This is a genomic window from Psychrobacter sp. AOP30-A2-5, from assembly GCF_052378115.1.
Lineage (GTDB): Bacteria > Pseudomonadota > Gammaproteobacteria > Pseudomonadales > Moraxellaceae > Psychrobacter.
On sequence record NZ_JBQSXK010000001.1, the window covers coordinates 138,812 to 161,027 of the forward strand.

Sequence of the window (22,216 nt, forward strand, 5' to 3'; positions counted from 1 at the left end):
AAATTGACAACTATATTTTTCACACATATATTGGAAGTCATCAGCGAGACATTAAACAAGGGTTGACGTTTATATCTCGATGTTAAGGGCTAAGAACAGCGAAATCTAAAGAATTTATATTATTAATAAAATCTGTTTTGAGAAACCTAAAGAGACACATAAAGACTGTTTAAATAAAACGTAATCAATCGCTGTTTTACCAAGCATTGGTTATAAATATCACTAAAAGACGATGCGCCAGCAGTATCCGTATTGACAATAATCCCAGTAATTCTAAAAATTCATAGGAAGAATAGACATGACGACAACCAATGGAATGGTCGAATCTGCAAACAACACAGAATACGTTTATGTTGCGGCAGGTGATATTAATGGCTTACTTCGTGGTAAGCGCATCCCTTTCAATCAAATGGAAAAAGCAGAAAACGGTGCGATACGATTGCCTTTATCTATTTTGGGCGTTGATATTTGGGGTGCTGATGTCATCGAGTCTTCTCAATGTAATGGCGATATAGATGCCATTGCCCGTCCTACGGGTCGTGCCGCCTATCCACTTCTCAATACCAGTGCGCCTTCATCGCTATTGCCCGTTTGGCTTTATACAGAAAACAACGAACCTTATTACGGTGACGCCAGACACGTTTTAGATTACATCAGCAAAAAATTCAAAGCGCTTGGTTTGACTCCAGTGATGGCCACTGAGCTGGAATTTTATTTGGTTGACTATACTGAAGGCGAAACCCCAAGACCACCTATCCGCCCCAAAAGCGGGCTAAGACTGAATAAAACCTCAATTTTAAGTATTAATGATCTATTACAATTCGATGAATTTTTAGACGAAGTTTATGCACAGTGCAAAAAGCTCGATATCCCAGCAGATGCCGCGTTGGCAGAGAATGGCTGTGGTCAGTTTGAGATTAATTTATTACACGTAGACGATCCACTAAAAGCCGCTGACGATGCTATTTTGTTCAAACAGGTCGTCAAGGCCGTCGCTGCTCGCCGTAAACTCACCGCGACATTCATGGCAAAACCTTTTGGTCTACAATCGGGGAATGGTTTTCATGTGCATTGCAGCTTATTAGATAAAGACGGCAATAATGTCTTTGATGATGGGTCAGATGAAGGCTCAGATATCTTGCGCCATGCAGTCGCCGGATTGTTAAAGACCATGTCAGATTGCACGTTGTTATTTGCCCCACATGTGAATTCTTATCGCCGCTTTACACCCGGTACGCTAGCACCAAACAATGTGTCATGGGGTTATGAAAACCGCACGGCGGCAGTACGTATCCCTGGTGGTGACTCAAAAGCACGCCGTATTGAACACCGTGTCTCTGGTGCTGACGCCAATCCTTATCTGGTCTGTAGTGCGGTACTGGCAGGTATGCTCTATGGCATCGAAAACAAGCTGAAAGCGCCAGAACCCATTAATAGCATTACTTACGACGAAGCAGAACTTAAGACCTTGCCACTAGACTGGCTGTCCGCCATTCGCAAATTTGAAAGCAGTGATGTGATTGATTCGCTGTTCCCAAGCGAGATGATTGAGCTGTTGATCGCCGTCAAAAAGCAAGAAGCCAAACGCTTTGCTCAGCAAGTGACCAACCTTGAATACCTCACCTATTTACAGGATGTTTGATATGTCAAATAGCAACTCAAGTAGCAATTTAAACGGCAACACAGCAACGAACCAAAACCAGCCGTCTAACAACACGCGTAATATTCCGCATTATTCAGATAAAGGGCAATATCCTGATAGCTATTATGCGGCCAGTCGTAATCCTAAGCCGGATAGACCAACGCTAAAAAATGACATCCAAGTGGAAATATGTGTGGTTGGCGGCGGCTATAGTGGTTTATCCACTGCCCTGCACCTCATTGAAACCGACCATGAAGTCGTGGTACTGGAAGGCGCGCAAATTGGTTGGGGCGCATCAGGTCGTAATGGCGGTCAAATTGTCAATGGTCTAAATGCCAGCCTACAAAAAATCAAAAAGTCTTATGGTCAAGAAAATGCAGATTTCGTCGGTCAGCTCGTGACCCGTGGTGGCAAAATCATTCGTCGTTTTGTTAGAGACTACGATATCAGCTGTGATCTTAAAGAAAAAAACATTTTTGCGGCATTAAATAATGGGCAGCTAAAAGACTTGCAAGAAACGCATGCACTGTGGGAGAGCCATGGTATGCATGATCGAGAGATGCTCGATAAGCGCGGTATCCAAGAGCATATAAAATCAGATGCCTATGTGGGCGGAGTCATCGATCACTCCGGTGGACACTTCCATCCATTGAATCTTGCCCTAGGTGAGGCAGCGGCCATTGAGCAAGGCGGCGGCACCATTTACGAAAACACCTTAGTGGTTGATATTGAGTATGCTGACGATGCTATCAAAGTCATCACAGAGTTTGGCACCGTAACTTGTAAGCAAGCGGTGCTATGCGGCAATGCCTATCTCAATAAAGTCATCCCTAAACTGACTGACCGTGTCATGCCTGTATCGACGCAAATTATCGCCACCGAGCCGCTGGGTGATTTAGCAGACCAGTTACTGCCAACCGATGTTTGTGTCGAAGATGTCCGCTACATTTTGGATTACTATCGCCTCTCAGCAGACAAGCGCATGTTATTTGGCGGTGGTACAGTCTACGGTGGTCAAGACCCCGCCGACATCACAGCTAAAATTAGACCAAACATGACTAAGATTTTTCCAGAGTTACGTGATGTCAAAATTGACTATGCGTGGAGTGGGAACTTTGCGTTGTCTTTTTCTCGCGTACCACAAATGGGCAAACTACATGAGCGAGTATATTTCGCCCATGGTTATAGTGGTCATGGCGTGACAGGCTCGCATCTATTTGGACAAATATTAGCCGATGCCATCAATGGTAAAACCAAAGAGTTCGATGCTTTTGCACAAATTCCTTGGATTCCATTCCCAGGTGGTCGAGCGCTGCGAGTCCCTTACTCTGTCATGGGCTCATGGTGGTATGCGCTAAAAGACACCACTGGCATGTAAACGCATAAAAACTTTGAATAATAAACATTGAATAAAGTATTTTTATTTTAAAAGCGGTCGTTACAGTGACCTATCATAGCAACGGATTGTTGTGATAGGGCGCGATAGACAGTTGATTCGCTACTGTCCTACTGTCTGTCGCGCGTCAACCATAGAATAGAGCTTGTTTAAAAAAACAATGAGGTTTTACAGGGAGCGTAAATATGAACATGAAGCTCAATGATGCGGTCGAAGGACAGTATCATAATAAGCGAGTATTTCTCACCGTCATAGTAGCCGTCGTTATCTATCTGGCTTTTGCTTGGCTATCTACCAGCCGTGCCCCAGACCAATCTTGGGGCGCCTTATCTTTACTACCAACATTACTAGTATTAGTCACTGCCATTGTCTCTAGGCGACCATTTGAATCCATGATCGCAGGCTGTGTCGCTGGCCTTGTGATGCTCAATCCTTTTGATTTGGTCTCCCCTTTTGCAGACAACATGTCGATGGTGCTAGGGAATGAGACCATTATTTGGATTGTTCTTGTCTGCGGTCTGATGGGCGGTCTCATTCAACTGCTTGAGATTAGTGGGTGTCTAGATGGCTTTAGTGAATGGCTACAAAAAATCATTAAGTCGCGCCGTCAGTCATTATTGGCCACCTTTGCTTTGGGCGTCGTGGTCTTCATTGATGATTATTTAAACTGTCTAGCCGTATCAACCTCCGTCAAAAAACTCACTGATGTCTATAATGTTTCTCGTGAGAAGCTTGCTTATATCGTCGATTCAACTGCCGCCCCTATGTGTATTATCGTGCCTATTTCTACTTGGGCGGTCTACTTTGCCGGTCTTTTAGAAGAAAACGGTGTGGCTGGCGATGGCGAAGGTATTGGGCTTTATATCAGCGCGATTCCTTATATGGCATATGCTTGGTTTGCACTTTTGATTGTATTCTTGGTCGCCTATGGCATTTTGGGTGACTGGGGTCCGATGAAAAAAGCCGAGGCACGCGCCAAAGCGGGTAATCCTGTTCCTGAAGCCTTTGTCGAAGAGCAACTGATCTCAAACGTCCAAGCCAAGCGTAAGCTGTCGTTCAAAGCCAATATCGCAAACTTTGCTTTCCCAATGATTTTGTTAATTGTCTCGACGGTCTACTTCGAAATCGATCTCTTACGCGGTGCATTATTGACCTGTTTTGTGACCGTCGTTGTCTATTGGATGCAAGGCATTTTAAGTTTTGAGACGCAAGTTGAAGCCATCTTTAAAGGCTTTAAAGTCATGCTTTATCCGCTCTCAACTGTCATCGGCGGTTTTTTCTTAAAAGCCATCAATGATGAGCTTGGCATGACCTCATATGTGATTGAAGCTATCACGCCTTATATGACGATTATTATTTTCCCTGCCGTCATCTTTGCCGTCATGGCTTTCTTAACTTTTGCCACATCATCAAGCTGGGGGCTGTATGTCCTTGCCATGCCGATTGTCTTTCCAATCTCTATTGCACTAGGCGTTAGCACTCCTCTTATGATTGGCGCATTGTTATCAGCATCATCATTTGGTAGCCATGCTTGTTTCTTTAGTGATTCATCGCTACTTGCCGCGCAAGGCGCTGGCTGCTCCCCCATGCAGCACGCTTTTACCCAGTTCCCCTATGCCATGCTCGGTGCGGGTTTATCCGTCGTCACCTTCTTAGGATTGGGTTATATGATGGCTTAAGCCAACCTTAACGCTATTATTGTAATCATTGACTAACGGGCAATGAGAGATTATTCGTTAGTCAATAAAAACAAGCCTTTTATATGGTACTCACTAATAAATACGATAAGGATTTAATCATGCGAAATGTTACCGTTGCTACGACTCAAATGGCATGTGGTTGGGATATACAACAAAATATTGCCACTGCGACTGAGTTGGTCACCAAAGCCGCCAACGCTGGTGCCAATATCATTTTGCTACAAGAGTTGTTTGAAACGCCTTACTTCTGCCAAGTTCATGACTTTGATTACTTTACCCTTGCGACCACAGTTGAGGATAATGCGGCCATCAATCACTTCAAACAGTTGGCTAAAGACTTAGAGGTAGTATTGCCGATTAGCTTTTATGAAAAATCAGGCAATACCTTTTTTAATAGCGTGACCGTGATTGATGCCGATGGCGAGATACTTGGCACTTATCGTAAAACGCATATACCAGATGGCATTCCTTATGCCGAAAAATTCTACTTTACCCCCGGCGATACTGGATTCAAGATTTGGCAAACCAAGTATGCCAAAATCGGTGTCGGTATTTGCTGGGATCAATGGTTCCCGGAGTGTGCTCGTAGCATGGCATTAATGGGTGCAGAAATACTGTTTTATCCGACTGCGATTGGTGATGAGCCAACATTGGACATCGACTCAAAAGGTCATTGGCAGCGCTGTATGCAAGGTCATGCTGCCGCTAATCTCATGCCAGTCGTAGCAGCCAATCGTATTGGCACTGAGACAATTACTCAAAACGGAAACGATAGCGTCATGGCATTCTACGGTAGCTCATTTATCACGGATGTTCGCGGTGAGATCATCCAAGAAGCATCTAAAGATAAAGAAGAGATACTTAGTACGACTTTTGACTTAGATCAACTGACTATCGAACGTCAGCAATGGGGCGTTTTCCGTGATCGTCGTCCATCGACGTATGGCACGTTGCTGACTCATGGATAAAGTTTGTTAACAAGCAAGCTCACTCGCGCTATCGTCAAATAAGGTGCTCTATATGTCATTATTACCGAACCGATTAATCACTGGCTCAACACCACAACAAGACGGCTTTTACATGCCAGCAGAATTTGAGCCTATACAAAAAATATGGATGGTATGGCCATATCGTGCTGATAACTGGCGACAGCAAGCCGCTCCTGCTCAGAAAGCTTATGCTGATGTTGCATTGGCAATCAACAGATTTTGTGAGGTTGGCGTACTGGTCAATCCTGATGATTATCAATCATGCCGCGATAGTCTACCTGCTGACATCGATGTCATATCCATACCCAGCAACGATGCGTGGGCGCGTGATACTGTCCCGACATTTTTAATCAATGATAAAGGTGAGCTACGCGCTTGTGATTGGACATTCAATGCATGGGGCGGCGACTATGACGGACTATACTCGCCGTGGGATTACGATGATAAGCTGGCTGAACGCTTATGTGACCATCTAGGTATCAAACGCTATCGAACGGATGACTTTGTGATGGAAGGCGGTGCATTTCATGTCGATGGTGAAGGCACGGTTCTGACCACGCGCATGTGTCTGCTCAGCCCTGGGCGTAACCCGCACCTAACCGAAGATCAAATTGAAGACAAGTTAAAAGCCTATCTCAATGTGCAAAAAGTACTGTGGATTGATGACGGTATCGATCCTGACGAAACCACTGGTCATATTGATGATATTGCCTGCTTTGCGCGCCCTGGTGAAGTGGTTTGTTTATACACTGATGATTCTGAGCATCCATTTTATAAAGCAACACAAAAAGCCTATGAGCAGCTCTCAAATATGACCGATGCCAAAGGTCGCCGCCTAAAAGTCCATAAGCTTTGCTGTACCAAGCAACCTGTTACTTTACCTGAGAACTATGATATTGAGCAGTCTGATGATGCCAAGGCGCGTCAGACTGGTGATGTTTGTATCGCCTCGTATGCCAATTTTTTAATTTGTAATGAGGCTATCATCGTACCGCAATATGATGATGAAAATGATTCATTAGCCATCGAGCAGCTTGAAAAAGTATTTCCTCAGCATCAGGTAGTGGGAGTACGCACAAAGGAGGTTGTCTTTGGCGGTGGTAATATTCACTGTATTACTCAGCAGCAGCCAAAATCATCAATTAAAAACATTAACCAAAAGCACCCGCATAAAAATATAGACCCAAATGGATTTTGAACCCAATAATATTTTAAAAAAGGACATAGCTATGAGCGATTATCAAGTTAATAATCCAGCCACTGGCGAAGTAGAAGCCACCTACCCTACGGCAACTGAGCAGGACATCCAGAACGCTATTGCACAAGCCGATACCGCTTATCAAGACTGGCGTCAGGTTTCATTGGATGAACGCAGTGCCATACTTCATAAAATTGCCGATATCTATCTTGAACGTCAAGATGAGCTGGCCCGCGTCGTTGCCAATGAGATGGGCAAGCCCGTTGCACAAGCAAGAGGTGAAATCGGTCTAGTTGCCGATATCTATCGCTACTATGCAGACAACGCTGAGCAGCTACTAGCACCTAGTACCATTGATGTTGATTCAGGGTCAGCTTCGGTAGAAAAACGTCCTGTGGGCGCTTTATTAGGTATCATGCCGTGGAACTACCCGCACTATCAAGTGGCACGTTTTGTCGCGCCAAACTTTATGGCAGGCAATACCGTTATTCTAAAGCATGCGCCGCAATGTCCTAAGACTGCAGAAGCCATCGCTGATATCCTAAAAGATGCCGGCTTACCTGAGGGTGTCTATAACAATGTGTTTGCCACCAATGAGCAAGCGGCAACAATCATCGAAGACAGCCGCGTACAAGGCGTTTCGCTAACAGGTTCAGAGCGAGCTGGGCAAGCAGTTGCTAAAATAGCAGGCGGCGCGCTGAAAAAAGTCGTGCTAGAGCTTGGCGGTTCAGACGCCTTTATCGTTGCAGCTGATGCTGATATCGAACAAGCTATAAAAGGGGCTATTTCTGGTCGTTTTGGCAATACAGGACAAGCGTGTAATGCTGCCAAACGCCTTATCGTCGTCGAATCTGTTTATGATAAATTCGTTGAAGGGTTTACTAATGCCGTAAGCAATATGACACTTGCTGATCCACTTGATGAAGGTACTTTCATTGGTCCAATGTCTTCAAAGGCAGCCGCAGTTAACTTGCAAGAACAGCTCGATAGCGCCATTCAAGCAGGCGCAACCGTATTGGTCGAAGGCGGCATGGTCAAAGACAAGCCGGGTGCGTGGTTTAAGCCTGCGGTATTGACAGATGTAACTGAGTCCATGGATGTTTATCGTGAGGAGCTATTTGGTCCTGTGGCGGTCGTCTATAAAGCTTGTGATATCGATCATGCCATCAAGATAGCTAACGATGTGCCTTTCGGACTTGGTGCTTCTATTCAAACGCAAGATGCTGCGCTAGCCGCTGAGATTGCTGAGCAATTAGAAGTCGGTATGGTCACTATCAATGCGCCTTCTGGTAGCGAAGCCAATACCCCGTTTGGCGGCGTTAAACGCTCAGGCTTTGGTCGCGAGCTTGGCACCCTTGGTATCACTGAGTTTTTAAATTATAAACTGATTCGTGATAAGTCGTAATCGACAGAGCGATTTTTAGAACAATAAAAAGCCTAACATTGACTGTTAGGCTTTTTTTTGAAAGTTGATGTTATTAAAAAATAACCCATCGAAAAAACTATTGCTTAGGTGGGTTGTCTTTTAACCACAACTGATTGACGATTTTTAATTCACGTAGTTCTTCTGCCATAATTGACTCGCTAATACCTGGATATTTCACCCTTGCATAACCATATAGCGCAATACCTAAGACTGTCCAGCCAAAGAAAATCCACCACTCGATAGGGGTTAGCGCGGATGGCATACCTGGCATATACAGCATGAGTATTCCAAAACTTAGCGCAATCGTGACCATGCCAACAAGCTTACCTGCTGGTATTCTAAATGGGCGTACCATATCAGGCTCGCGGTAGCGGAGTACTAAGAATGAGATAGCGACACAGGTATAAGCAATAACGATACCAAAGCCACCAGCATCTACGATCCACACCAGCATTTTACGACCAAACAAGGGTGCTAGTGTCGCCAAGCCACCGATCAATAAAATGGCATTCGACGGCGTCTTATACTTTGGATGCAGCTTGCTTAAAAATGCGGGCAACATACGTGCTTTTGACATGGCATAAAGTAGGCGGCTACCACCAATCAAAAAGGCGTTCCAGCTTGATAAAATACCCAGCACACCGCCAATGACTAATAAAATACCTGCCCACTTGCCATGCCAAGCATTGGTCATCGCATCCGCAGTGGCGAGCGTTGAGTTTTCGGCTTGTAAGAGTGGCAAGGTCGTGCCAACACTCCAAGCGATACCCACGTACCACATTACCGCAACGACAATCGATAAAATCAAAAATTTACCAATATTAGGACGAGTCAGATCAATTTCTTCTGCCGCTTGCGGAATAACGTCAAAGCCGACAAACATAAACGGCACCATGACAATAACGGCCATCATACCGCCAATACCACCGATAAATGCAGGTGCTTGTACTGAGTTTGAGCCTTCAGGATTAAACATGACTGCGCCAATGAACAGCAACGTACCAACAAATAAGATGCCCAATACGGCGGTCTTTTGGAACCAGGCACTGACTTCCATACCGCGGATATTTAGCCAAGTGACGATGACTGAGCCCAGCATCCCAACGCCCACCCAAGTGGCATAAACATCCCAACCAGCGATGGTCCAGAGATATCCTTGATTGTAATTAGGGATAAAATACTCTACGACTGTCGGCAAGGCAACCGCCTCAAACGCGACCACCGAAAAATACCCAAATAAAATACTCCATGAGCAGATAAAGGAGACATTTACCCCCAGTGCTCTATGCGTATAGGTATGCTCGCCGCCCGTAATCGGCATCGATGCGGCAAGCTCGGCATACGTCACACCAATCAGTATCACTGCCAAACCGCCTATCAAGAACGCCAGCATTGCGCCCCACGTCCCGGCAGATAAAATCCAGCCACCAGCCAAGACTACCCAGCCCCAACCAACCATAGCACCGAATGCTAAGGCGATAATATCTAGCGTCCCTAACGATTTTTTTAATTCAGACATAACCTGCTCCTTGTCTGTGTGTCATCCGTGTTAACCCTTGACGGTCACACTATCTTTTGTTTAGTGGGATAGTACCCATCATAATTATCATATATACCTTTTGATCGAAGCTGTTAGGCACTACTTGTTTCATATTCAAATAGTACAAACAGCAACGGCGTCTTGACTTGCAAGGCGCCGTTGTAAAAAATGTACTCAAAGCGAGTGCCATATGGGCAATCTTGCTGTGCTATTAAAAATAGCCTTCTAACCAAGATCGAGGCTTGATTAAAAGTGATGTATTTCACTATAAATAAATACTGAATACTTATTAAGCGGTTAGGATACCTTTGATAATATCTAGACCTTCTTGGAGCACTTCATCTTCAACCGTCAATGGCACCATCACGCGAATGGCATTGCCATACATACCGCAAGACGCTAATAATAAACCTTTCTCAAATGATTTTGCTTTTAGGTTAGTCGTCGCTTCCACATCAGGCTTGCCATCACTATCGATTAATTCAAACGCGAGCATCGCGCCTTTATGGCGAATATGACCGATACTGCTTAAGTTTAAGCCCTTTAAGAAGGCTTCGATTTTGTCGCCAATCTCAATACTGCGCTCAAGTAGGTTCTCTTCTTCGATGACTTCCATGACAGCGAGTGCAGCCACACAAGCCAGTGGATTACCAGAGTATGTACCGCCCAAACCGCCGACTTGCGGCGCATCCATGATATCAGCGCGACCGATAACGGCAGAGATAGGATAACCACCTGCCAAGCTCTTAGCACTGGTCATTAGATCTGGCTCAACGCCCAACTGCTCGGTGGCAAACAACGTACCCGTACGGGCAAAACCACATTGCACTTCATCAAAAATCAAGACAATGCCATGCTCGTCACAGATATCGCGTAGAGATTTGGCAAATGATGGGGTTACTTGATGGAAACCACCCTCGCCTTGTACTGGCTCGATAATCATCGCCGCCACTTCGCTAGGATCGATATCCGCTTGGAAAATCATGTCAAGGCTATGCAGCGCTTGTGCTTCTGTGACATTCAACTCTTCAGCTGGGAATAGCGCATGGAATACAGGGCCTGGCATTGGACCAAAGTTCTTTTTGTACGGCAGCACTTTACCTGTCAAACTCATGCACATTAAAGTACGACCATGCCAACCACCAACGAAAGAGATGATACCTGGACGACCAGTTTTCGCACGAGCAATCTTGATACAGTTTTCGACGGCTTCTGCACCAGTCGTTAAAAAGAAGGCTTTTTTCTCACCGCTGATAGGCGCTTTTTCACAAAGTTTTTCGGCAAGATCCACATAGCATTCGTAGTTGATCATTTGCGCCGCAGTATGGGTAAACTTGTCGAGTTGCTCATGCACGCGCTGGGTAATTTTTGGATGGCTGTGACCAGTATTCAGTACTGAGATACCACCAACGAAGTCAATATAACGATTGCCTTCAACATCCCAAACTTCTGAGTTTTTGGCTTTTTCTGCAAAGATGGGATAGGCAACGCCAAGTCCTGTTGGTAACACAGCTTTACGGCGCTCAAGTAGTGATTTATTGGTAGTCGTCATGGGAATGTCCTTTTCTTTATTTTTAACATAAGTGCCAGTGATTGAATGGCGGTTTTGAGGAATGGTTTATCTAATAGTTAACAGTTGCTAGTTGCTAGCTATAGAGGGGATTCATGGTGCTGAATCCCGTTCGATACGGTGTGACAATTAAAACCTTAAAAGAGAGCGCATGTCGCTAAACGATTAGCTGACGTCAGAGCACCAGTATTTAGTCACGACATATTCTTCGATGCCGTATTTTGAGCCTTCGCGGCCAAAGCCAGACTGCTTGACACCGCCAAATGGGGCGACCTCGGTAGAAATCAGACCAGTATTATGACCAATAATGCCGTATTCAAGACCTTCAGTGACGCGCCATGAACGTGCATAATTGCCACTGTAGAAATAGGCAGCTAAGCCATAAATCGTGTCGTTGGCTTGACGAATGACGTCTGCTTCATCTTTAAAGGTAAAGATAGTCGCAATAGGGCCAAAGATTTCTTCGTGCGCGATATCCATCTCAGCACTGATATCGGTAATGACCGTTGGATTGTAAGTAAGCTCTGAGGCGTCATTGGTGCTGCCGCCAGCGATAAGCGTCGCGCCTTTGTCTAAAGCATCTTTAAGTAGCGCTTGCACTTTTTCTAGCGCCTTTTGATTAATCAAAGGACCAATATCCACGCCTTCATCCATGCCGTTACCGACATTTAATTCAGCGACTTTTTTCACAAACACATCTAGGAATTCATCTTTAATGCTGTCTTGCACATAGACACGGTTGGCACAAACACAAGTTTGACCAGCGTTACGATATTTAGAGGCGATTAAGCCTTCAGCTGCTTTTTCCAGATCAGCGTCATCAAAGACGATAAATGGCGCATTACCGCCCAGCTCTAACGATAGTTTTTTGATGGTTGTCGCACATTGAGCCATCAAGGTACGACCGACTTCGGTAGAGCCTGTGAATGAAAGCTTATGAATGCGTACATCGCCCGTTAGGATATCGCCGATGGTTGATGATTTGCCCGTCACTACTTGGATAACGCCTGCTGGAATACCTGCTTGTTCAGCCAAGGCAGCCAGTGCTAATGCAGAAAATGGCGTTTCAGTCGCAGGCTTAATAATCATCGTGCAGCCTGCTGCCAATGCTGGCGCGGCTTTACGGGTAATCATCGCTGCTGGGAAATTCCAAGGCGTGATCGCCGAGCAAACGCCAACGGGCTGTTTGAGTACCACATGGCGCAGTTGTGACTGATTGGCAGGGATAACATCGCCATAAACACGCTTGCCTTCTTCAGCAAACCAGCGGATAAAGCTATTGGCATAGCCCACTTCACCGCGCGACTCGTTTAGAGGTTTGCCTTGCTCAGCGGTCATAATGATAGCCAAGTCTTCTTTATTGGCATCGATGAGGTCTGCCCACTTTTGTAGTAGCTCAGCACGCTCTTTCGGGGTTTTGGCTGCCCAAAGGATCTGGGCTTCATGAGAGGCGGTAACCGTGTCGTTCACATCGTCGGTCGTTAGGCTTGGTACCGTACCGATGATATCGCCGTTGAAAGGATTGCTCACATCAATAGTCGAGTCATCACTAGCGGCATACCAGCCATCTTTGATGAAACACTGCTGTTTAAGTAGATCTGGGTTCGATAGCTGTAGCGTAGACTGTGACAGTTGTGACATTGTGACGCTCCTTGTCAATTGAGGTTTGCAAATAGGATTCGCAGATTTATAGCGATAAGTGAATAACAATCAATAGAAGGTTATGATTTAAATAATTATTGATAACTTGTTAAGCGTTCAATATACTGAACATCTATTCTATATATGAGACATCATTATAAGAATGATAGCCAGCCATTTGCAACCCCTATTCTCATTTTAATGATGATTTATCGCGTTATTTTTATATTTTCCCAATTTTACTGACTTTTATAGGTTCCTTATGAGCTCAACTGCCGTTCCTGCCTTGGACAAAACCTTTCAGATTTTAGATTTAATTACTGATAGTGCGCAGCCTTTAACCGCAGCTCATATTGCTAAAGAGCTCAATCTACCACGTAGCTCAACCCACAATATTTTGCAAAGTCTTTTGGCTAAGCATGTCATCTATAAAGACAGCGATAGCCGCTTTCATTTAGGCTCTTATTTGATGTATTGGGCAGGTAAGTATGAACAGCAGCAAGGCGTCATCCAGTTATTTAAAGACCTCATTGTCCAGTATCCAATTCTTCTTCAACATACAGTTACTTTATCTAAGCTTGATTTAGGTGAAGTGGTATTTTTGGCCTGTCATGAAGCGCCTGCCCCGCTTGGCTTTACCTTTCGCGCTGGTGTTCGCGTACCAGCGGTATTCTCTGCCACGGGCAAGGCCATGCTCTCAACATTCTCTATGGACAGTATAAAATCTATCTACGCTACTGGTTTCCCCGCACCTATTACCCAACACGGTGTCGATAACTTTAGCGATTTGTCCACCGAGTTGACCGCCATTCAAAACAGTCGCATCTCACTCGATGATGGACAACTTCGCGAAGGGATGTATTGTTTGGGTACTTATATTCGCAATGCGTCAGGCAATGCCGTTGCGGGTATGGCGGTTAGCTTTTTGCAAGGCGAATATGAGTCCAAGCGTGCTGAGGTCAGCGCAGTATTGATTGAATTGGCGCAGCAAATTGAGCAGCGTTTGGGTTTTATCGATAATAAATCAAGTTAAAACGCTGCTAGTTTCTTGCTTACTTCAAACTCTTTCAGTTATTTTGGTGATAACTGTTAATCTTCTGAAATAAGCCCTGATAAAAATGCTTGCAAATTGTCATTGAGCTTTTGCAAGTAATAACCGCCCTCGACTAAAACAATCAGTGGTTTGTTTAGCGCTTTCATCTTTTGTGCCAATATTTTAAATCCTTTCGTACTCACCGCACATCTCGCTTCTGGGTCGTTCTCATAAACATCAAAACCTAAGACATGCACAATGACATCAGGGTCAAATAGCGTCATCGCTTCGATAGATTTATCAACATACTCAAAAAACCCAGCTTCATCGGTGCCGTGCGGCATCGGGAAGTTAATGTTATAGCCTTCACCCACGCCTGTGCCCCTTTCAAACGCATGCCCTGTCACTGCGGGATAGAAGTTAACCGGATCACCGTGAACCGAGGTATAAAGAACATCGCTGCGATCATAAAATATCTCTTGAATACCTTGTCCGTGGTGCATGTCGGTGTCTATGATGGCGATTTTTGCATATTTTTGCCGCAGATGTTCAGCGATGATGGCTGCATTATTTAGATAGCAAAATCCGCCAGCGGCGCTTTTGCGAGCATGATGACCAGGCGGCCGTGAGAAGCAAAGCTGTATATGACTTTCGGCACGCTCGGTATCTGACAAATCATCGTTCAGCAATGCTTCAGCCGCATTGAGTGCAGTCTGCGCAGACCAATAAATAGATGTCCAAGAATGCTCGCTGATAGGCGCGCTATCATCCGCTTGATACTTTGCTGCTTTTGCCATGATACCGATACCGGGATTGTCATACGGCACAAAAATCCCCGTCTGTACCTGCGCGCCTAGATCTTCTTCAATTGCCATCCAGTCATCATAGCCATGCTTGAGAAAAGCCACATAACCAAAATCGTGAACCGCTAATATAGGCCCAATGCCGACATCAGTAGCTGTCGTCACCTCTAACCCTAACGCTGCTGGTGCTTTTAAGAACTCAACCATACGCTCTGGTATCTCTAACGGCTCATGCATCTTTCCATAAGAGAAATAAGGTAATGGTCTATGTAGACTTAGATTTTCATGGCTATATATCTTCATGCTTAACATTCCTTTGTTCAACATTTTTTCCAATGGCGCTTTTCTTGATGCCTAACTAAACAATCCCATCGGCTTTAAGCTTGGCTATCATCTCGCTGTCATAGCCCAAATCAGCAAGCGTACTATTAGTATGCTCGCTCAACTTCGGTGGCGGTGACCGATAAGTGACGGGTGATGCAGATAGTTTGATTGGACTACCAAGTGCTCGAACAGGGCTGCCTTGTTTGGCAAAATCAATTACCATCTCGCGTGCCAGTGCTTGCGGCATGGCCAATGCTTCAGCGACATTATGAATCGCTCCGCATGGAATACCTGCTTGATCCAACACCTCTAACCAATAAGTGCGTGGTTGCTCGGCAAATTTATTACTCAGCTCATCACACAGCAGCTCGCGGTTGGCAACGCGTTGTGGATTGGTCCTAAAGCGCTCATCGGTATGCCAATCAACTGCAAGCACATCACAAAGTTTGGCAAACTGACTGTCATTGCCGCAAGCTAAGATAAAGTGCGCCTCCCCCTGACCTGCAAACACTTGATAAGGCACAATATTAGGATGCTGATTGCCCAGTCTTGGTGGGATTTCACCTGATGCCAAATGATTCATACCAACATTAGCCAGCATGGCAAGCGCACTATCAAGTAATGCCACATCGACATGCTGTCCAAGTCCAGTATGTTGACGCGCCAATAGAGCGGCTTGGATACCAATGGTCAGCTGTAAGCCTGCAAACAAATCAACCACTGCCACGCCAACCTTATGCGGTTCGCCATCACTTGGCCCAGTGATACTCATCAGTCCTGACAACCCTTGAATAATATAGTCGTAACCAGGGCGCGCGGCATCTGGCCCCGTCTGACCAAACCCTGTCAATGACGCATAAATCAGGCGGGGATTGTCTTGTTTTAGACTGTCATAATCTAAGCCGTATTTTTTTAAACCGCCTACTTTAAAGTTTTCAACGACAATATCGCTATCAGCAATGAGTTGCTTGATGATGGTCTGCCCTGCTGGCGTGGTGATATCAACAGTGAGGGATTTTTTATTGCGGTTGATGGTGGCGTAATAAGCGGAGGTATCATCACTGAATACTGGCGGTGCCCAATGACGCGTTTCATCACCGATATGAGGACGCTCAACCTTGATGACTTCGGCACCAAGATCAGCAAGTACTTGAGTACAAGAAGGGCCAGCCAGCACTCTCGACAAATCAAGCACCTTGATACCATGCAATGCGCCCTCTGGTGTATTAGCCATATCCATCATAATAATCCCTTATTGTATCGCGTATTTTTGACAATAAAATTGTTCTTCAGGATGTAATTTTTCAGTAGTTAAATCATGAAGAACAACTGAAGAACGTACGCTATTGCTTATCACAAAACTAAACAGTAACGTACGTTGATAGCCTAAAAACTGACTAGCACTTATTCACCAGCATTAATTAATAAAACGCTTGAATGCCTGTCTGCGCACGACCTAAGATGAGCGCATGAATATCGTGCGTACCTTCATAGGTATTAACCGCTTCTAAGTTCATCACATGACGAATAATGTGGAACTCATCCGAAATACCGTTACCGCCATGCATATCACGAGCAATACGCGCGATATCGAGCGCCTTACCACAATTATTACGCTTAATGAGTGAAATCATCTCAGGCGCAGCATTGTCTTCATCCATCAGACGACCAACACGTAGCGCCGCTTGTAGACCTAAGGTAATCTCAGTCTGCATATTGGCAAGCTTCAATTGTACCAGCTGCGTTGCGGCAAGTGGGCGACCAAATTGCTTACGATCTAGCGTGTACTGGCGTGCTGCTTTCCAGCAGAATTCAGCTGCGCCCATTGCACCCCAAGCGATACCGTAACGCGCTTTATTTAAGCAGCCAAACGGTCCTTTTAGACCACGGATATCTGGGAAAGCATTGGCTTCAGGGACAAATACCTTGTCCATCACAATCTCACCGGTAACTGAAGCACGTAGTGAAAACTTACCCTCAATCTTCGGCGCTGATAAGCCTTTCATACCTTTATCTAAGATAAAACCACGAATTTCACCAGCATCGTCTTTTGCCCAAACGACAAACACATCAGCGATAGGACTGTTGGTAATCCACATCTTATTACCCGTCAGCTCATAACCGCCGTCAACCGCTCGTGCGCGAGTCGACATTGAGGCTGGATCTGACCCCGAATCTGGCTCAGTTAGACCAAAACAGCCGACATATTCGCCAGTCGCAAGCTTAGGCAGATATCTCTCTCTTTGTTCTTCAGTACCGTATGCATGGATAGGATGCATCACCAAGCTTGATTGCACACTCATCGCCGAACGATAACCTGAATCGACTGCTTCTACTTCCTTAGCAATCAAACCATAAGCAGCACTAGATAAACCGGCACAACCATAACCTTCAATCGTCACACCAAGCAGACCCATTTCACCCATTTGACGCATGAGATTACGGTCAAAATTCTCGTTACGATTGGCCTCAATAATGCCAGGCATCAGCTCTTTTTGAAAAAACTGACGAGCGCTGTCCGTGACCATGCGCTCTTCATCAGTCAGCTGGTCGCGTAATAAAAACGGATCTTCCCAATCGAAACTTGGACGCTTAGATGTTGCCATGTGGATCTCCTTGATATCAGTCATCCTGACCGACGATTAGTAATTAATGAATAAATTAACTTAATAGTTTATTGACTTACTAATTCCGCTGTGCGAAACTTAGTTTCATAATTTAAATTCATTAAAACAAAGTTTCGGGTCGCTGTAAACCTTTATCCAAAAAAATGAGCATAAAATGACAAAAAATATATCAGCAGCTCTACCATTACTGACTCGAATGAATAGCATCCTTGAGCAGAGTAAAGAAGATAATGACCGACAATTCGTGACTGCATTGGGGCGTGGACTGACTTTGTTATCAGCCTTTGAGCATCATGAGCAGCTTAGTCATCAACAGTTATGTCAGATGACTACCCTACCAAAAGCGACCATCACTCGCCTGATTCACACATTAATAACGCTTGGATTTTTACGCATGACCGAGCACGGACAGTATCAACTAGGCAGTAGTGCTGTACGTCTAAGTGCTACCGCATGGAGTCGCCACGACATGGTAGCGGTAGCTGAGCCGTTGCTACGGCAGTTCGCTAGTAAGAATGAAGTATCAGTAAACTTGGCAACCGAGGTTGAAGGAGAAATGCGCTATCACGCTTGTTGTCGTAGCCCTGCTCGCTTATCAGTCAATTTGCAAGTTGGCTCAGCTGTGCCCGTCGCTCGCACTGCTATTGGACGCGCTTTTTATGCGGCTAGCTCGCCAGCGAGACAGGCGGTGATTCATAATAATTTACAAGAGCATTTATCTACAGAAGATTACACCCATGCGCAAACCGCCCTAGCCAGCGCTGCAGGGCATTATGCAGTGCATGGCTATACGATATCAGATGGGGAGTTTTCTACTGATATATTGGCAGTAGCGGTTGGAGTTTTTGATGTTGCGACTGGACAATATGCATATTCGCTCAATGCCAGTGTACCAAGTGCCAACTGGGAATCAGAAGAATATGCAGCGATGATTGTGCCAAAATTGCAGGCGTTGGCGGAGCGGATTGGCAGTGGTGTTTAAAAGAGAACAAATGATAAATCTATAGTACAAGCATCATGGCTTAGGTGATGGGTTTTGTCTTATGAAAGATGCTTTATTTTAGCTCATCAAACTTCAAACCAAACTTCAGCAGATACTTCCGCAATCTATCGCTATCGTTTGGGCTTTTTAGCTTATCGCGTGAGTTGGCGTACAGATAGCGGCCAGCCGCCGCTTGGTTTTTATGGCTGATACACACTTCAATCACATATGCCAATTGCACCGCATCAAACGGATCGATAGTTGTCAGAATCTCTTCATCGAGATATTGGAGTAAAATATGATGGCTACCCTGCTCAATGGTGTCACTATTTAAACTAGTATCGGGGCTGTTATTGCTTAGGCTATTTTTAGTCCTAACATTACCGTTATTTAAGCTATTAGAGCCATTTAAAATGTCGGGCAATTCCCAAAGATGCGTTAAGCGTTCAATCTCCGCTTGTACGTCATCATTGCGAATGACTTTACTCTCAGCAAGTGTAGTCAAACGAATCATACTGGCGGTCAAATCACGAAAGTTCCCTTGCCATGTCGCATCCGCACTCATTGCAAAAGCTTCATAACGCTGTCTTGCTTCTGGGGTAAATCGATAGTGCTGCTGCTGCTCGCTGCCCAAGCGCGCCAATTCATAATCGATATTGGCAGGTAAATCCTCCAACCTATCTTTGAGTGATGGCAAAAAAAACGTCCATGTATTGAGACGCGCAAATAAATCTGCCCGAAACTCACCATTAGCGACTGCTTGTCGCAAATCTTTATTAGTGCCTGCCATTAGCTGAAACGACACACTAATCGGCGTATCACTGCCAAGCGGATAAAAACACTGTTCCTCCAGTGCGGTTAGTAGCATCGCTTGCTCATCAAGCCCCAACTCACCGATTTCATCTAAGAACAACAATCCACCATCAGCTGATTTTAGCAGCCCATCTCGACTCGTCGCAGCGCCCGTAAAGGCACCTTTGACATGACCAAATAACACACTCATGGCGGTGTCACCACGCAGGGTGGCGCAGTTTACTTCCACGAATATATCAAGCGTATTTTTGCCTTGCGTACTGCTGGCTTTGGCTTTTTTGAGCGCGTAAATTTGGCCTGCCAGTTGCGACTTGCCCGCCCCTGTTGCGCCCATCAATAATATGGGTGCAGTTGAGCGGGTGGCGACCTTTTCGATATCGGAGATGAGCTTTTGATAAGCGGCATTTTGGGTGACTAAGTTGGCTTGCAAGGTTTGCCAATGTTGCTGTTTTTCTGCCTCAAAACGTTCACGCAAGCCATCATAGCGCGAGACGTCCAAATCAATCACTTGATAGCGACCTTGCGGATCAGCTTGGTCAGGTCTTGAGCAAGGGGAAGTCTGAATCAAATCAGCGGGAATAAAGCCCGCCTCTACCAACAAGAACCAGCAAATCTGCGCCACATGCGTACCTGTGGTCAGATGCAGTAAGTAGTCGGTACTATCCTGAAAATCGAACCCTGCGGCAAAATCATACAACTCAGCATAAACGTCTGCAAAATCCCACGGACTAGTCAGCGCCACATGATGACCAATAACGGTAGTGTTCGGACTAATTTGTGCCACGTCATCGACAATTATTTTAAACAGGCGCTTATCGCGCTTGCTATATAAGATATGCAGCTCATCGACCAGTAGCTCGTCATGCAGCCCCAAACTGACGGTTGGTCGCCAACGTTGCCAACGCTTATCATTAAAGCCATTGTCTAAGGTAGTGCCGAGGAAGCCGATGACGGCGGTTTTGTTAGACATAAGGTTCAATCATCCAAAATATTGGTGCATGTACGAAAATTTAGTATGAGCGTTATAGGATAAAAATATTAATATATAGAATAAATACTATACTAATAGAATATTTTATAAATTTATTTTTCAATATTTTCACTAACCTACTTTAGATGTATAAAAATAATATTATTTAAAACATTAATATCAAATACTTACGATTAAATTTTGAGTATATTAAAAACTTGGCACACCCTTAGCATTATATAAAGTAAGCATCATCTTTCATAATAAACAAACTTTGCACTGCTAAGGACAACGACATGCAACCAACCACTCATAACATCATTCAAGACGGCGGAACGCCTATCAGACTTTGGACCAAGGGCGTGCCTGTTGATCCAAAAGCGCACGACCAATTGATCAAAGCATCAAAAATGCCGTTTGTATATAAATGGCTTGCGGTGATGCCCGATGTACATGTCGGTATTGGTGCAACTATTGGTACCGTACTGCCCACCAAAGAAGCGATTATTCCGGCAGCCGTTGGCGTCGATATCGGCTGCGGAATGATGGCTGTACAAACCACCCTAACCGCAAACGATTTGCCAGATAGCTTGCTTGGTCTGCGTACCGAACTAGAAAAAGCCATTCCACATGGTCGTAGTAAAACGCGTGGTCGCGGGTCACGCCGTGATGTTGGCGCATGGGCAAACCCTGATGATACCGTAATGAACGGTTGGGGAACGCTGGTTGATGACTTTAATTATATAACCCAAAAGCACCCTCGCCTAAAAAATACCAATAACCTTAATCATTTGGGTACGCTGGGTACGGGGAATCATTTCGTCGAGGTGTGCCTTGATGAAACTGACCAAGTTTGGATCATGCTGCACTCAGGCTCACGCGGTGTGGGTAATGCCATTGGTCGCTACTTTATTGAGCTGGCACGTGAGGACATGCGCAAGTGGTTTATCAACTTGCCAGATAAAGATTTGGCCTACTTTGCCGAGGGTACAGAGCATTTCGATGACTATTGGTTTGCGGTGGGTTGGGCGCAGCGTTTTGCCTTTAAAAACCGTGAAATCATGATGGAAAAAGCCATCAAAGCGCTACGCCAAATCATACCTAAGCCGTTTGATGCAGCCGTAAAAGCGGTGAACTGTCATCATAACTATGTGGAAAAAGAGCAACATTATGGCGAGGAAGTATTTGTGACCCGCAAAGGTGCTGTCCGTGCCCGCGTTGGTGAGTACGGCATCATTCCGGGGTCAATGGGTGCCAAATCGTTCATCGTGCGCGGTAAAGGGAATGAAGAATCGTTTTGCTCTTGCTCACATGGTGCAGGTCGTATCATGTCACGTACCGAGGCGAAAAAGGTATTTACGGTCGCCGATCAAATCGCGCAGACCGAGGGCGTAGAATGCCGAAAGGACGCGGATGTGATTGATGAGATTCCAGCGGCTTATAAAAATATTGATGACGTGATGCAAGCACAAAGTGATTTGGTAGAAGTGGTACATACCTTGCGTCAGGTGGTTTGTGTTAAAGGATAGGTAGGAACTATTATTTTCTAATATCACAAGGAT

The 22,216-nt window shown here is 45.2% G+C and carries 16 protein-coding genes; 9 read left to right on the forward strand and 7 right to left on the reverse strand.

Annotated elements, in window-relative coordinates; genetic code table 11:
* Nucleotides 1-298 precede the first annotated feature (298 nt).
* The 6 genes from ACT3S4_RS00580 to ACT3S4_RS00605 all read left to right on the forward strand — a co-directional run bounded on the left by ACT3S4_RS00580 (nt 299) and on the right by ACT3S4_RS00605 (nt 8,330).
* Complete coding sequence (locus ACT3S4_RS00580) at nt 299-1,642, forward strand: glutamine synthetase family protein (protein WP_444760178.1); 1,344 nt, start codon at nt 299-301, stop codon at nt 1,640-1,642.
* A gap of 1 nt (nt 1,643) precedes the next feature.
* Complete coding sequence (locus ACT3S4_RS00585; RefSeq protein WP_444760179.1) at nt 1,644-3,020, forward strand: NAD(P)/FAD-dependent oxidoreductase; 1,377 nt, start codon at nt 1,644-1,646, stop codon at nt 3,018-3,020.
* A gap of 203 nt (nt 3,021-3,223) precedes the next feature.
* Nucleotides 3,224-4,717 carry a Na+/H+ antiporter NhaC family protein gene (locus ACT3S4_RS00590; RefSeq protein ID WP_020443104.1) on the forward strand — a complete coding sequence of 498 codons (1,494 nt, stop codon included), beginning with the start codon at nt 3,224-3,226 and terminating at the stop codon, nt 4,715-4,717.
* Between the two features lie 119 nt (nt 4,718-4,836).
* Nucleotides 4,837-5,706, forward strand: a complete 870-nt coding sequence (gene aguB, locus ACT3S4_RS00595) for an N-carbamoylputrescine amidase (RefSeq protein WP_444760180.1) — start codon at nt 4,837-4,839, stop codon at nt 5,704-5,706.
* Nucleotides 5,707-5,758: 52 nt separating this feature from the next.
* Nucleotides 5,759-6,925 (forward strand): agmatine deiminase, encoded by a 1,167-nt coding sequence (gene aguA, locus ACT3S4_RS00600; RefSeq protein WP_444760181.1) that lies wholly within the window; start codon nt 5,759-5,761, stop codon nt 6,923-6,925.
* A 31-nt stretch (nt 6,926-6,956) separates the two neighbouring features.
* Entirely contained in the window at nt 6,957-8,330 is a 1,374-nt protein-coding gene (locus tag ACT3S4_RS00605) for an NAD-dependent succinate-semialdehyde dehydrogenase (RefSeq protein WP_444760182.1), read from the forward strand.
* 97 nt (nt 8,331-8,427) lie between these two features.
* Here the strand turns inward: ACT3S4_RS00605 and ACT3S4_RS00610 are convergent, their stop codons facing one another.
* The 3 genes from ACT3S4_RS00610 to ACT3S4_RS00620 form a co-directional block, all read right to left on the reverse strand.
* A complete protein-coding gene (locus tag ACT3S4_RS00610; RefSeq protein WP_045445480.1) occupies nt 8,428-9,870 on the reverse strand; it encodes an APC family permease in 1,443 nt (480 codons plus the stop codon).
* A gap of 310 nt (nt 9,871-10,180) precedes the next feature.
* Complete coding sequence (gabT, locus tag ACT3S4_RS00615) at nt 10,181-11,443, reverse strand: 4-aminobutyrate--2-oxoglutarate transaminase (RefSeq protein WP_250162745.1); 1,263 nt, start codon at nt 11,441-11,443, stop codon at nt 10,181-10,183.
* A gap of 183 nt (nt 11,444-11,626) precedes the next feature.
* Nucleotides 11,627-13,102, reverse strand: coding sequence for an NAD-dependent succinate-semialdehyde dehydrogenase (locus tag ACT3S4_RS00620; protein ID WP_201560692.1), 1,476 nt, complete (start codon nt 13,100-13,102; stop codon nt 11,627-11,629).
* Nucleotides 13,103-13,364: 262 nt separating this feature from the next.
* Here ACT3S4_RS00620 and ACT3S4_RS00625 point away from each other — a divergent pair, with 262 nt between their 5' ends.
* The gene (locus ACT3S4_RS00625) at nt 13,365-14,135 is read left to right on the forward strand and encodes an IclR family transcriptional regulator (protein ID WP_201560691.1); all 771 of its coding nucleotides are present in this window, start codon (nt 13,365-13,367) and stop codon (nt 14,133-14,135) included.
* A 56-nt stretch (nt 14,136-14,191) separates the two neighbouring features.
* Here the strand turns inward: ACT3S4_RS00625 and ACT3S4_RS00630 are convergent, their stop codons facing one another.
* From ACT3S4_RS00630 to ACT3S4_RS00640, 3 genes are all read right to left on the reverse strand, one after another.
* Nucleotides 14,192-15,241 carry a histone deacetylase family protein gene (locus ACT3S4_RS00630; protein WP_201560690.1) on the reverse strand — a complete coding sequence of 350 codons (1,050 nt, stop codon included), beginning with the start codon at nt 15,239-15,241 and terminating at the stop codon, nt 14,192-14,194.
* A 55-nt stretch (nt 15,242-15,296) separates the two neighbouring features.
* A complete protein-coding gene (locus ACT3S4_RS00635; protein ID WP_201560689.1) occupies nt 15,297-16,505 on the reverse strand; it encodes a CaiB/BaiF CoA transferase family protein in 1,209 nt (402 codons plus the stop codon).
* A 178-nt stretch (nt 16,506-16,683) separates the two neighbouring features.
* Complete coding sequence (locus tag ACT3S4_RS00640; protein WP_444760183.1) at nt 16,684-17,868, reverse strand: acyl-CoA dehydrogenase; 1,185 nt, start codon at nt 17,866-17,868, stop codon at nt 16,684-16,686.
* Nucleotides 17,869-18,043: 175 nt separating this feature from the next.
* Here ACT3S4_RS00640 and ACT3S4_RS00645 point away from each other — a divergent pair, with 175 nt between their 5' ends.
* Nucleotides 18,044-18,871: an IclR family transcriptional regulator gene (locus ACT3S4_RS00645; RefSeq protein ID WP_201560687.1), complete on the forward strand. Its 828-nt coding sequence runs from the start codon at nt 18,044-18,046 to the stop codon at nt 18,869-18,871.
* 73 nt (nt 18,872-18,944) lie between these two features.
* Here ACT3S4_RS00645 and rtcR read toward each other — a convergent pair whose 3' ends face one another.
* On the reverse strand, nt 18,945-20,654 hold the full coding sequence (rtcR, locus tag ACT3S4_RS00650; RefSeq protein WP_201560686.1) for an RNA repair transcriptional activator RtcR: 1,710 nt from the start codon (nt 20,652-20,654) through the stop codon (nt 18,945-18,947).
* A 296-nt stretch (nt 20,655-20,950) separates the two neighbouring features.
* Here rtcR and ACT3S4_RS00655 point away from each other — a divergent pair, with 296 nt between their 5' ends.
* Complete coding sequence (locus ACT3S4_RS00655) at nt 20,951-22,183, forward strand: RtcB family protein (RefSeq protein ID WP_201560048.1); 1,233 nt, start codon at nt 20,951-20,953, stop codon at nt 22,181-22,183.
* Nucleotides 22,184-22,216 lie beyond the last annotated feature (33 nt).